Below are 13410 nucleotides of genomic sequence, written 5' to 3' on the forward strand. Positions count from 1 at the left end.
ACATGGTCGTTTCGCATTTCCTGAAATGGATCCATACGGCGAAGGTGTCGGAGCGTGCTGCGGCGGCAAGCGCGCTGGCTCGCGCCTATGTCGACTCGGACCTGCCCTTCGAGGACCGCTGCGCTGCGGAGGCGGCGCTGACGCTGCTGCTCGACGACGCATCGTCGAAGGTGCGACTGGCAATCGCCGACGCGCTTTCCATGAGCCACCACGCGCCGCCGCAGATCGTCAGCGCGCTGGCGTCGGACCAGCCCGAGGTGGCCGCTTTGGTACTGGCGCGCTCGCCGCTGCTTACCGATGCCGACCTGATTGATCGGGTTGCCGGCGGCCAGAAAGCGACGCAGAAGGTGATCGCCGACCGGCCGCGTGTCTCGATGTCGGTTGCGGCGGCGATCGCCGAGATCGGTGAGCCGGAGGCTTGCACCACGCTGCTCGCCAACAGCGGCGCCGATATCGCATCCGTCAGCTTTCGCCGCATGGCCGAGCGGCACGGCCATCTGCCTCTGGTGCGCGAGGCGCTGATCGCCGACACCCGGCTGCCCGCCGATTGCCGGCATATGCTGCTGGTCAAGCTCGGGGAGATGCTCAAGGGGTCGCCGCTGGTGCTGGCGCTGATGGGCGCCGCCAGGGCCGAGCGCGTCACGCGCGATGCTTGCATCAAGGCTTCGGTGACGCTGATCGAAGGCACGCGGACAGAGGAACATACCGCACTTGTCGAACATCTGCGCCTGCGCGGCGACCTGACCGCAAGCTTCGTCGTCCGCACCATTGCGCACGGCAAGGTCGACTTCTTTGGTTCGGCGCTGGTCGCGCTCAGCCAACAGTCCGAACAACGGGTGAGAGCACTGCTGGCCGGCGGCCATGACGTGGCTCTGCAGGCACTGTTCCGCAGCGCCGGGCTTGCCGCCGCCACCCACGCCATCATTCTGCGCGCGCTGAAGGTCTGGCGCGAGGTCGCCAACGGCAAACGCCTCGCCGGCGTCCAGGAAGTCAGTTGGCTGATGCTGAAGGAATTGGGCGGACAGTCCGCAGAAGGCGATCTCGCCGGGCTGGTCAAATCGATCCATCTCGACGCGCTGCGCGAGAACGCACGCGGGCACGCGCTGGCGATCGCCGCTGCCTAAACCCGGTCCTTCGCGAAAAAATCCGGAAAATCCTCGATCGCGGCGGCAATGATGCGCAGCGAGGCGGCGATCTGCAGCATTTCGGCCGCGACGCTGCGCTCCGCGATGCCAGCTGCATATTGCCTGGCGACGGCGACGGTCGCCGTCTGCGGCTCGCCGGGCCGCCTGAACAGCAGCTCGCGTGCCAGACCGCGCAGGAAATTGGCGATGGAAAGTGCTGTTTCAGGTGGGATCGCGGAACTCTGTTGCGCGTTGCGCAGCCGCAGGATTTCGAGGCCGACAGTAACGGCAGCAATGCCGCCGTCGAGAACGGCGTTGCCTTTCTCGCCGGCGTTCTGCAGCAGCGGCATCAACTGATTGACCCGATCATAGGCAAGGCTCTCGAAAGCCAGTCGCCGCGGCATGCGCTCATGCAGACAAAGGCGGGCAAGATCTTCGCGCATGGCTTGCAGGATGCGGTTGACGGTGACCCAGGGGTCGGCGGGCAGCACGATGGCGAAGACGCCGATCGCCAGAAGAATGCCGACCAGGACCGATGCCGAATTGGCGAGGAACGGAAACGGATCGTAGGTCATCGCCTGATGTGGGCTGAGGAAGGCGAGGAAATTGATGGCAAAGGCCGTTGCCACGCCGACATATCGCGGATTGGCCATGCCCAGTGCTGCTGGTACCAGGATCGGCACGACAAAGACCATGAACCATCCGAAGCCTGGCAAAGCCGGAAGCGCCAACTGGCCGATGAGAAACGCAAAGGGCAGGGCGAGCAACGTGCCCTCGAAGAAGTTCCATGCCGACCGGATCGGATCGGGGCGAGCCGCGAACAGGCTGGAGACTACGGCGACCAGAATGACCGTGCCCGTCGCGTCCGACCATTTCGTCGCCAGCCAGAAGCCGGCGACCAGAAGCGTGGCGATTGCTGCGCGCACGGCATTGCGCGATGCCGCACGGTAATCGCGGTGCACCACCAGCGCCGGCTGCCGCCGTTCGCGACTGGCACGAGACGGGGGATAGCGGAGTGCATCCAGGCCGCGCAGCACTTGCTGCATGGCCTCGGCGAAGTCGGCGGCAATGGTTAGGCGGGTGACAGTGCCAGCCCAGTCAATGTCTTGCCCGGCCGCGACGTCAGGCATCTGTCGCGCCTTGCCGGCGATTGCGTCGAGCCGCGCCACCCAGGGCGCCGTATCGTCCAGCGCGCCCGGCTTGGCTACCAGTTCGCCGACAACGGCCTGCAACTCGGCGCGAACTGGGATGAGGGCTGCATTCTTCGGCGCGGCGTGGGCATGCAGCGCATGCGCCGCCGACAGGGCCGACAGAAGCTGGCCGATGGTACGCCGGACCGGATAGGCGCGGGTGGCGAGGCTCGGCCCTTCCAGCCTTGCGTAGGTGCGCATCTCGCCGAGCGTCTGGACATCGCCGATCAGCTTGCGGTGCAGCCCGGCAAGCTTTTCCGCATCGCCGCCGGAAAAAGCGCCGTCCGCATAGGCCGCCAGGTCGAGAATGCTGCGTTTCAGTCTTGAGATGATGGCGTCGGCGGCCAGTTTCGGCAGGATCAGCCGGCTGGTCAGCGCAGCGCAGACGATACCAAGCACGATTTCCGCGCAGCGCGCCACGGCGAGATCGATGACGAGGTGCGGCTGGCCGAAAGCCGGCAGGCCGATGATCATCGCGGTGTAGCCGGCAAGCGCCGCGCCATAGGCTTCCGGATTGCGTAGCAGCGACGAGACCAGCGAGCAGATGCCGATCCAGACGGCAAGAACTGCAACCAGCAACCAGGGGTTGGCATCGAAAAGAGTGGTAATGCCGATCGCCGCCAGCGCGCCGGCAAACGTGCCGAGGAGACGATAAAACCCCTTCGCCAGCACCATGCCGGCGACCGGCTGTGCGACGATGAACACCGTCATCATCGCCCATTGCGGGTGGTCGAGCTTCAGCGCATAGGCGGCCAATATCGCGATGAGGCCGGCCGAAACGGTGCGCAGGGCAAAGATCCAGTCCGAACGCGTCGGCCGCGTCAGGCCAGCGATCCGCGTGCCGATATCGTCCTTCAGCCGCGCCCAGGTCAAGTGCTCGTCTCCAGCTCAGAAGGCCAAGCTAGCGGCGGGAGCTCAGATATCCAGCACTTCCGTCTCGGCGAATTCCGCGCGTTCCTGGATGAAGCGGAAACGGGCCTCGGGCTTGGTCCCCATCAATGCGTCGACCGCATCCTTGGTCGCCGCCTCGGCATCGATAACGTCGACCCTGAGCAGCGTGCGCTTTTTCGGGTCCATGGTGGTTTCCTTGAGCTGCGCAGCCATCATTTCGCCCAGCCCCTTGAAGCGGCCGATTTCGACCTTGCCGCGCCCGGTGAATTCGGTGCGCAGGAGTTCGTCCTTGTGCGCATCGTTGCGGGCATAGGCGACCTTGCCGCCTTGCCGGATCGAATAAAGCGGCGGCACCGCCAGATAGAGATGGCCGCCGCGGACCAGGCTCGGCATCTCCTGGTAGAAAAAGGTGATCAGCAACGAGGCGATATGGGCGCCGTCGACGTCGGCATCGGTCATGATGATGACCCGGTCGTAACGCAGGTCCTCGTCGCGATATCTCGAGCGCGTGCCGCAACCAAGCGCCTGGATGAGGTCGGATATCTGCTGGTTGGCGGCAAGCTTGTCGTTGCCGGCGCTGGCGACGTTGAGGATCTTGCCGCGCAGGGGCAGCACCGCCTGGCTGGCGCGGTCGCGCGCCTGCTTTGCCGAACCGCCGGCCGAATCGCCCTCGACGATGAACAACTCGGCACCGGCGGCGGCATTCTGCGTGCAGTCGGCGAGCTTGCCGGGCAGGCGCAGCTTGCGCACCGCACTCTTGCGCGACACTTCCTTTTCCTGGCGGCGGCGCACCCGCTCGTCGGCGCGCGCGATCACCCATTCGAGCAGTTTCGAAGCCTCCTGCGGATTGTCGGCCAGCCAGTGGTCGAACGGGTCGCGGATGGCGCTTTCGACGATGCGGATCGCCTCGATCGTCGCCAGCCTGTCCTTGGTCTGGCCGACGAATTCCGGTTCGCGGATGAACACCGACAGCATGCCCGCCGCCGAGATCATCACATCCTCGGAAGTGACGATCGAGGCGCGCTTGTTGCCGACCAGGTCGGCATAAGCGCGCAAGCCGCGCGTCAGGACGTTGCGGAAGCCGGCCTCATGCGTGCCGCCTTCGGCGGTCGGAATGGTGTTGCAATAGGAATTGATAAAACCGTCGCCGCCGAACCAGGTTACCGCCCATTCGAGCGAACCGTGGCCACCCTGCTTCTCGCTCTTACCGGCAAACATTTCACGGGTCACCTGGAATTCATCGCCGAGCGAGGCTTTCAGATAATCCTTGAGGCCGCCCGGAAAATGGAATTCTGCCTTGGCCGGCGTCGTGTCCTTTTCCCTGATCAGCGACGGGTCGCAGGTCCAGCGGATTTCGACACCGCCGAACAGATAAGCCTTTGACCGCGCCATGCGGTAGAGCCGCGTCGGCTCGAAAGCAGCGCCCTTGCCGAAAATCTGCTCGTCTGGATGGAAGCGGATCTTCGTGCCGCGGCGGTTGTGCACCTCGCCGAGCTGCTCCAGGCCGGTCACAGGAATGCCGCGCGAGAACTTTTGCCGATAAAGTTTCCTTCCCAGCGCCACCTCGACCTCGAGATGGTCGGACAGCGCGTTGACCACGGAAACGCCGACACCGTGCAGGCCGCCGGACGTCTCGTAAACCTTGCTGTCGAACTTGCCGCCTGAATGCAGCGTCGTCATGATGAGTTCGAGCGCCGGCTTCTTGAATTTCGGGTGCGGATCGACCGGAATGCCGCGGCCGTTGTCGGTGACGGACAGGTATCCGTCGGCGGAAAGCTCGACATCGATGAAGGTCGCATGGCCGGCGACCGCCTCGTCCATCGAATTGTCGATGACCTCGGCGAACAGATGGTGCATCGCCTTGTCGTCGGTGCCGCCAATGTACATGCCCGGGCGGCGGCGCACCGGCTCCAGCCCCTCCAGCACTTCGATGTCGGCGGCACTATAGCTCTCGCTGGCGTCGCGGGGCGCCGGCCGCTTCGCCGCCTGCACCAGCGGGTCGGCCGGGCGCGCGGCGGCGCGAGCCGGTTGCGGCTGCTTGTCGAATTTGGCGAAAAGATCGTTATTGTCGTCCATGCCGGTCCTGGATTCCGATGCTGCGAATCACCACCCGATACTGCCACGCTTTTGGCGGGCAGGCGACGGAGGTTCCTGTTACGTTCGAGGATAGGGCCTCTTACTGCAAAACCATTCGACAACCAAGCGGCGGAAATGGGGTCGAGGGTGGAGCATCGACGCTTTGTAAACCCTGTCCGAAGGTTACGCCGCAAGATTGGCTGAAAAAACGGTATTTGCGGACTGTCGCTGACCTATAATGCAGCGAAACCCTCAAGAGGCTGTCGCTTAAGCATGTTGGATTACAGTTCGCTCCTGCTCGCGGCGGCGCTGTCGGGCACGTGCCTTAGCATCACCATGTTTGCCATCTGGTTCAGCGCGCCACAGGCACGCTTTGTGCTGACGGTGGCGTGTGGCATTCTCGTGCTCGTCGCACATGTGGTGTTGTTCTGGCATTACACCAGGGATCCAAGCGCCTGGCTTTGCCAGATCGTGCTTGCGCTGCTCAGCCTCGGCTTCCTGATCATCTGCCTGTCGGCCATGCAATACCTCGGCATAGGCGACTACAGGCGCGCCATCTTGCCGACCTTGATTGCGATGGCTGTTTGCACAGGCGCGACGTATCTCGGGTTTGATGGTGTAGGCTTCATTGTCACCTACGCGACGGTAACGGCGCTACTCTCGCTTATCGGGGCGATGTTCTGGATTGAGGGTGGTCACGATCGCCGGATATTGCTGGTCGTCTCGTTCCTGAGCGGCGTCTGTGCCCTGTCGTTCGGACTTTGCGGCGCGGTCCTGCTGGTCAAGGGCCAATGGGTGCTGGGTGTTGCGCCCGACAATTGGGCCGAGCGGGTGAATTCCGTCGTAGCCGTCGCCTGCATGACCGGGCTCGGCGCATTGACGCTCTCCCTGCACCATTTGCAGGCGCAGATCGAACTGAAGGCCGAGACGATGACCGATCCGTTGACCAGGCTGATGAATCGGCGGGCGTTGACGGCACTCTACGGCGAGCGGGTCTTCGGTCCGTTCATGTCCGTCGCCATGTTCGACCTTGACCATTTCAAGAGGACGAACGACGTATTCGGTCACCCGGTCGGCGACCAGGTTCTGTGCCGCTTTGCCGCTGTCATCAGGAAATACGCCCGGACCGGCGTCGACGCCTTCCGGTTGGGCGGCGAGGAATTCGTGCTCGTCATGTCGCGGATGACGGAAGAGAAGGCCTATGACATTGCGAGCAAGATCAGCGTCGCCTTCGGCACGGAAGTCGTGGCCACCCAACTCGGTCCATTGCGAAGCACAGTCAGCGGCGGCATCGGCTTTGGCGGAACAAACGGCACCGGTCTCGACGATGTGCTGGCCGAAGCCGACGCAGCACTCTATGCGGCAAAGCGCGCCGGGCGAAATCGCGTCGTCGTCCGGGACCGGGCGAGCAAGGCCGACGGGCCGGCCTTGCGTTCTGCCTGATTGAGGTTTCTATCTGCTTGTTAGACCATGATCTTGTCCGAAAACCGGGATTCCATTTTTCGGGATCATGATCTATTCCGCCGCACCCAGATATTCCGACAGCGGCGGGCAGGAGCAGACGAGGTTGCGGTCGCCGGCGACATTGTCGATGCGCGATACGGGCGGCCAGTACTTTGCCGCCGTGTCGGCATCGCCGGCTGGATAGGCTGCCTCCAGACGCGAATAGGGATGGGTCCACTGGCCGGCCAATGCCTCGGCGGCGGTGTGCGGAGCGTTGACCAGAGGATTGTCGGCCAACGGCCATTCGCCCTTCGCCACCTTGGCTGCCTCGCCGGCTATGGCGATCATGGCCTCGCAGAAACGATCCAGCTCGCGCTTGGGCTCGGACTCGGTCGGCTCGACCATCAGCGTGCCGGCGACCGGGAACGACATGGTCGGCGCGTGGAAGCCATAGTCGATCAGCCGCTTGGCGATATCGTCGACGCTGATGCCGGCGCTGTCCTTGAGCACGCGGGTGTCGAGGATGCATTCATGCGCGACGCGTCCGTTGCGCCCTTTGTAAAGCAGGGGGAAATGCTCGCCAAGCCGCGTCGCCACATAGTTGGCGGAGATGATCGCCGTCTCGGTCGCCTGCTTCAGGCCGGAAGCGCCCATCATGCGAATATACATCCAGGTGATCGGCAGGATGGAGGCACTGCCGAACGGTGCCGCCGCCACGGCATGGGCCGAGCCTTCGGTGACGTGGCCGGGCAGATATGGCTTCAGATGCGCCTTGACGCCGATCGGGCCGACGCCGGGGCCGCCGCCGCCATGCGGGATGCAGAAGGTCTTGTGCAGGTTCATGTGGCAGACATCGGCGCCGATATCGCCGGGACGGGCGAGGCCGACCAGCGCGTTGAGGTTGGCGCCGTCGAAATAGACCTGGCCGCCATGGCTGTGAACCAGCGCACAGAGGTCGCGCGCGCCTTCCTCGAAGACGCCATGCGTCGAAGGGTAGGTGAACATCAGCGCCGCGAGGTTGTGCGCATGCTCGGTCGCCTTGGCCTGCAGGTCGGCCGTATCGATATTGCCGTCCTCGGTGCAGCGCACGACGACGACGCTCATGCCGGCCATGGCAGCACTTGCCGGATTGGTGCCATGCGCCGAGGACGGGATCAGGCAGACGGTGCGATGGCCTTCGCCGCGCGAGAGATGATAGCCGCGAATGGCGAGCAGCCCGGCATATTCGCCCTGGCTGCCGGCATTGGGCTGCAGGGTCACCGCGTCGAAGCCGGTGATCTCGGCCAGCCAGCCTTCCAGCTCGTCGATCATGGCGCGATAGCCTATCGAATGGTTTGCCGGCGCGAAGGGATGCAGGTTGGCGACATCAGGCCAGCTCACCGGCATCATTTCGGCGGCGGCGTTGAGCTTCATGGTGCAGGAGCCGAGCGGGATCATGGCGCGGTCGAGCGCCAGGTCCTTGTCGGCCAGCCGGCGCAGGAAGCGCATCATGTCGGTTTCCGAGTGGTTTTCGCGGAAGACGGGCTGGGTGAGAAACTCCTTGCCGCGCGGTTTTCCTGGCATGGAACTGCCGGCGGCAACGCCGGCCTTGGCGCCGAAAAGTGCTGCGATCGCCTCCAGATCGGCCTCGGTGGAGGTCTCGTCGAAGCTGATGCCGACATGGTCGGCGTCGATGACGCGCAGCAGCCGGCCGGTCTTTTCTGCGGCGGCGGCAATCGCGCCGGCTCTGCCCTTCACTTTCACGGTCACCGTGTCGAAATGGCTGTCGCCGACCACCGAAACGCCCGCTGCCTTGAGGCCGGCAGCCAGGCGGTTGGCCAGCGTGTGGACGCGGCCGGCAATCGCCTGCAGCCCGGCAGGGCCATGCCAGATCGCGTAGGCCGTCGCCATATTGGCGAGCAGCGCCTGTGCGGTGCAGATGTTGGACGTCGCCTTGTCGCGGCGGATATGCTGTTCGCGTGTCTGCAAAGCGAGGCGATAACCAGGACGGCCCTTGCTATCCGTCGACTGGCCAACGAGCCGGCCGGGCATCAGCCGCGTCAGCCTGTCGGAGACGGCGCAATAGGCGGCGTGCGGCCCGCCAAAGCCCATCGGCACGCCAAAACGCTGCATCGGGCCGACGGCGATGTCGGCGCCAAGCCTGGCCGGCGCATCGGTCAGCGTCAGGCCAAGCGGGTCGGCGATGAAGACGACCAGCGCGCCGGCAGCACGGGCCCTGTCGATCGCTGCCTTGTGGTCGCCGTAGACGCCGAATGTATCGGGCCAGGAGACCAGCAGGGCGGCGGTGTTGTCGTCGATCACCTCGCCGTCGACCTCGATGCCGAGCGGCTCGGCGCGGGTGCGCACGACGTCCAGCGTCTGCGGGTGCGGCGTGCCGGCCAGTGCCACCTTGGTGCGCTTGTCGCGATGATGGCGCAGCGCGATCCCAACCGCTTCGGCCACCGCCGTCGCCTCGTCGAGCAGCGAGGCCGATGCCACCGGCAGGCCGGTCAGTTCCGTCACCAGTGTCTGGAAGTTGAACAGCATCTCCAGCCGGCCCTGACTGATCTCGGCTTGGTAAGGCGTGTAAGCCGTATACCAGGCCGGGTTCTCGAACAGGTTGCGCTGGATCACCGGCGGCACGTGGACGCCATGATACCCGGCACCGATGAAGCTCTTCTGCACCGTGTTCTTTGCCATCGTCGCCGCGAGCTCGGCCAGCGCTTCCGCTTCGGTTGCGGGCGCGGGCAGGGCCAGCGGCCGGTCGAGCCGGATCGACTTCGGCACTGCCTGGCTGATCAGGGTCTCGACCGAAGGAACGCCGATCGTCGCCAGCATGGCTCTGACGTCATGGAGGCCCGGGCCGATATGGCGAGCCGAGAAGGGGTAGGGTGCTGCGGTCATCTTCCTGGTCCTGCTATCAACCAATATGGGCTTTGTAAGCGGCTTCATCGAGGAGTCCGTCGAGTTGGCGCTCATTGGCCAGCTTCATCTTCCACAACCAGCCGTCGCCGGTTGCCGCCGAATTGACGAGTGAAGGATCCGATGACAGCGAGGTGTTGGCCTCGGTGATCTCGCCGTCGACCGGCGCGTAGACGTCCGATGCGGCCTTGACCGATTCGACCACCACGGCGGTGTCGCCCTTGGCCAGCTTCTTCCCCGGCTCCGGCAGTTCGACGAAGACGAGATCGCCGAGCTGCTGCTGCGCGTAATCGGTGATGCCGACCGTGGCGATGCCGCCCTCGACGCGCAGCCATTCGTGATCTTCGGTGAAATAGGTCTTTGCCATTGAAATCATCCTTTGCGGTAGCGATGGGGCGTGAAGGGCAAGGGGTGGATGTCGACCGGGATTTTCGTCCCGCGGACATCGGCGAACAGTTTTGCGCCGGATTTGGCAAGCGGCGTCTGGACGTAGCCCATGGCGACCGGATGACCGGCCGAGGGGCCGAAGCCGCCTGAGGTGACATGGCCGGCAGGGTTGCCGTCAGCATCGAAAAGGGCAGCACCGGCGCGCACCGGCTGGCGGCCTTCCGGCTTCAGGCCGACGCGTTTTTGCGCCGGACCACGCTCCAGGATGGCGCGCAGCGCATCGGCGCCGATGAAGGCGCCAGAGGCGCGAACCTCCTTGGGGATGGCCCACATCAGCCCGGCGCTGGCCGGATCGATCTCCGGCGTGATGTCCAGCCCGTGCAGGCACAGTCCGGCTTCGAGCCGCAGGCTGTCGCGGGCGGCAAGGCCGACCCACATCACCCGCTCGTCCTCGAGCAGCCTGGCGACGAGGTTTCTTGCATCCGCTTCCGGCAGGCCGATCTCGAAGCCGTCTTCGCCGGTATAGCCGGACCGGCTCATGAACCATTTTTCGCGCGGCTCGATGCCGTGCATGAACACCAGCGAACCGGTCTCGATGCCGGCGCGGGAAAGGGCAGCCCACGCCTCGGGGCCCTGTATGGCCAGGAAGACGCGGTCGAGCGCATCCACTTTTACATCGAAATCGCCCTCTGCATCGAAATTTTTGGCCAGTGCGCGCAGATGCTTTTCGTCGGCGGCGGCGTTGCCGGCATTGGCGACCATCATGAAGCGCTCGGCGCCGAGCCTGGTGACGATCAGATCGTCCAGAATGCCGGCCGCCTCATTGAGGAAGAACGTGTATTTGGACTGGGAAACCTCAAGTGCGCCGGCATCGAACGGGCAGGCGCGGTTCAGAAGCGCTGCTGCCCCCGTACCGCTGATTTCGAACAGCTTCATGTGCGAGATGTCGAACAGGCCGGCATGCTCACGGCTGTGCAGGTGCTCCTTCATCACGCCGGCCGGATAGGTCAGCGGCATCGACCAGCCGGCGAAGGCGCCAAAGCGCGCACCAGCTGCCATGTGCAGATCTTCGAGGGGAAGGTGTTTGGTATCGTCGCCCGTCATGTCATCTCCAGAGTCGCACGCAAGCGGCCGCGAATGGCGACCAGTCCGTGCCCCTCTGTCTGAAGCCTGAGAGACTCGCGCCCCGTAACTCTGTCGGCAGCGCTTACACCTTCGGCGCGGGGGCAAGCCCCGACTTTCCAGAGTGTCTTTCCCGTCTACGGTTCTTTTGCCTGAGAGATTTCGGGCGATTTCCCCTTCGGCGGCAGCTCTCGCTGCTCTCTCCCACAAACAGGTAGGACTCGGTCAGGAGCCCTCGACTCGTCATCCATAGCCCGTGGACGACACCTTGTCACCTGCCGGCGACATTTTTACTGCCAGGTCTTCCGCGGGCCTTCTTTACGGGCAAGCCTTCGCTAACCACGCCGCTTGCCGGTTTCTCAAGACCTTGCCGATATACCGCATAAGGGCCGGCAATTACCGGCGGCGGGCGGGGAAGACAATGGGCGAATTGATCATGAGCGCGCCGGTGGCCGGGCTGGCCTCGAAAAATCGGATCACGGCGGAAGACGTGGTCATGCTGCGCGGCGAAGTGTTCGGCGACGGCCTAGTAACGCGCGGCGAGGCCGAGGCGCTGTTTGCGCTGGATGCAACGGCGAGGGACAAATGCGCAGAATGGCTTGAGTTTTTCGTCGAGGCCGTCACCGATTTCATCGTCCACCAGGAAAAGCCGGCGGGCTATGTTTCGCAAGACAATGCTGACTGGCTGATCCGGACGATTTCGCGCGACGGCATGGTCGACAGCCAGACCGAACTCGAGCTGCTGGTGCATGTGCTGGAAGTTGCCAAATCATCGCCGAGCACGCTTTCCAGCTATGCGCTGGAGCAGGTCGCTCATGCGGTCGTGGACGGCAAGGGGCCGCTGATGACCGGCGGCAGGCTTATCCCTGGGTCGATTGCCAAGGCTGAGGTCGAGCTGTTGCGCCGCATCCTTTACGCCTACGGCGGCGATGGCAACATCGCCATCAGCCGCGCCGAGGCCGAGGTGCTGTTCGAGATCAACGAGCGGACAGCGGCGGGCGACAACGATCCGTCCTGGAACGATCTGTTCGTCAAGGCGATCGCCAATTTCGTCATGTGTTCGGCCGGCTACGAACCGCCGGTGCGCGACGTGGCGCTGCGCCGGGATTCGTTCTTCGAGCAGGCCGATCCGGAGATCGGCGGGTTCTTCAGCCGCATGGTATCGGGCGGCCTGTCCGACATCATGGAAGCCTATCTCTCACCGGGCGACGTCGAGGCCGAATGGGAATCGAGGAACAAGGCAGCCGAGGCACTGGCCCGCCGCGCCGAGACGGTCGACGCCGGCGAAGCGAAGTGGCTCGCCGAACACATCGGCGACCGGCCGCTGCATGAGAACGAGCGCGCGCTGCTGACGCTGATCAAGCACGCCTCGCCGGAAATCCACCCGGCGCTGAAGCCGCTGATCGACAAGGTTGCGTGAGCCTTTCACGAGCAACCGAGCGTCACTGCCAACCCTGAAGCGATGCGAACGGACAGGCAGCCAATTAACTGGACAGGCTCAAGCGCATCTCTAGCGACTGATTACAGCCGACGGCAGCGCATTAACCTTTCCGAGGACAGGCAACATCAGCCAGGATCGGTAGGCAGCCCTTAAGCGACAATGTCCTGAATCAGGCGCGTGAGTGGGGCTTCGTCGCCGGAAAAGCTTGAGATCATGGCCTTCATTACACGATCGCGATCCAGCTCGTCATCGTCGAAACCATGGCCGGCGTTATCGGCTAATATCGCCAGAAACGCCAGCTGAGTGCGGCCGTTGCCTTCTCGGAAGGGGTGTATCGCATTGATCTCAGCGAGAACGTGCGCTGCGCCAGCTGCAAAGACCTCGGCTGATGTGCTGGAATAATGGCCGGCGGCTGAGAGTTCTCCGAAAACCCGCTGCATCTCGGCATCGATGTACTCAGGGTAGCAAAACCAGTTACCGCCCTTGCCGATGCGGATGGTGCGCGGTTCACCGGCCCACGCATAGACGTCCTGAAACAGGTGACGATGCAGTGCCAGATAGTGCGGATAATCCAGATCACCAGCTGGAAAAGCCTCATCGGCCCGGGTCAGAAACAGAGCGAGCTCAAACTCGTCGAGCTCGGACTGATCATGAATGTCGAGGAGGTTGCGAAGGACGGTCGTGCCCGGATAGCACAGAGGATCGGATTCTGCGGCATAGACCAAGGTCCGCTACTTCTTGCGCGCCTGTTCTTTGATGAGCTTGCGTCGCTCATCACCGCTCAGCCCACGCTGCGAGCTTTGCTCAAGGATATGCCCCATGCGTGGACTTAGCT

At 64.0% G+C, this 13410-nt stretch carries 9 protein-coding genes and 1 riboswitch; of the genes, 3 read left to right on the forward strand and 6 right to left on the reverse strand.

Translation table 11 applies throughout. The annotated features are described in order from the left end of the window. The first annotated feature begins 2 nt into the window (after positions 1 to 2). On the forward strand, positions 3 to 1124 hold the full coding sequence (locus NKI39_RS09570) for a DUF2336 domain-containing protein (RefSeq protein WP_352816772.1): 1122 nt from the start codon (positions 3 to 5) through the stop codon (positions 1122 to 1124). Here the strand turns inward: NKI39_RS09570 and NKI39_RS09575 are convergent. Together NKI39_RS09575 and parE are read right to left on the reverse strand one after the other, a co-directional pair. After that, a complete protein-coding gene (locus NKI39_RS09575) occupies positions 1121 to 3187 on the reverse strand; it encodes an FUSC family protein (protein ID WP_352831569.1) in 2067 nt (688 codons plus the stop codon). The two genes, NKI39_RS09570 and NKI39_RS09575, sit on opposite strands and share 4 nt — an antisense overlap. A 42-nt stretch (positions 3188 to 3229) precedes the next feature. Beyond that, entirely contained in the window at positions 3230 to 5281 is a 2052-nt protein-coding gene (gene parE, locus NKI39_RS09580; protein ID WP_352831571.1) for a DNA topoisomerase IV subunit B, read from the reverse strand. Positions 5282 to 5554: 273 nt separating this feature from the next. Between parE and NKI39_RS09585 the strand changes: the two genes are divergently transcribed. Further along, positions 5555 to 6724 (forward strand): GGDEF domain-containing protein, encoded by a 1170-nt coding sequence (locus tag NKI39_RS09585; protein ID WP_352831573.1) that lies wholly within the window; start codon positions 5555 to 5557, stop codon positions 6722 to 6724. A 72-nt stretch (positions 6725 to 6796) separates the two neighbouring features. Here NKI39_RS09585 and gcvP read toward each other — a convergent pair whose 3' ends face one another. Genes gcvP through gcvT form a run of 3 tightly spaced genes read right to left on the reverse strand, consistent with a single transcriptional unit; the run spans position 6797 to position 11116 of the window. Then, complete coding sequence (gene gcvP / locus NKI39_RS09590) at positions 6797 to 9607, reverse strand: aminomethyl-transferring glycine dehydrogenase (protein WP_352816764.1); 2811 nt, start codon at positions 9605 to 9607, stop codon at positions 6797 to 6799. A 16-nt stretch (positions 9608 to 9623) separates the two neighbouring features. Next, positions 9624 to 9992 (reverse strand): glycine cleavage system protein GcvH, encoded by a 369-nt coding sequence (gene gcvH / locus NKI39_RS09595; RefSeq protein WP_352451343.1) that lies wholly within the window; start codon positions 9990 to 9992, stop codon positions 9624 to 9626. Positions 9993 to 9997: 5 nt separating this feature from the next. Continuing rightward, a complete protein-coding gene (gcvT, locus tag NKI39_RS09600) occupies positions 9998 to 11116 on the reverse strand; it encodes a glycine cleavage system aminomethyltransferase GcvT (protein WP_352473893.1) in 1119 nt (372 codons plus the stop codon). Positions 11117 to 11264: 148 nt separating this feature from the next. Further along, a riboswitch (glycine riboswitch) is annotated at positions 11265 to 11351 on the reverse strand. Between the two features lie 204 nt (positions 11352 to 11555). Between gcvT and NKI39_RS09605 the strand changes: the two genes are divergently transcribed. Continuing rightward, a complete protein-coding gene (locus NKI39_RS09605; RefSeq protein ID WP_352831576.1) occupies positions 11556 to 12554 on the forward strand; it encodes a hypothetical protein in 999 nt (332 codons plus the stop codon). Between the two features lie 170 nt (positions 12555 to 12724). Here the strand turns inward: NKI39_RS09605 and NKI39_RS09610 are convergent, their stop codons facing one another. Further along, positions 12725 to 13300, reverse strand: coding sequence for a Fic/DOC family protein (locus tag NKI39_RS09610; RefSeq protein ID WP_352816759.1), 576 nt, complete (start codon positions 13298 to 13300; stop codon positions 12725 to 12727). Between the last annotated feature and the right edge of the window lie 110 nt (positions 13301 to 13410).

It is taken from the genome of Mesorhizobium sp. M0664, assembly GCF_040320565.1.
Classification (GTDB): Bacteria; Pseudomonadota; Alphaproteobacteria; order Rhizobiales; family Rhizobiaceae; genus Mesorhizobium.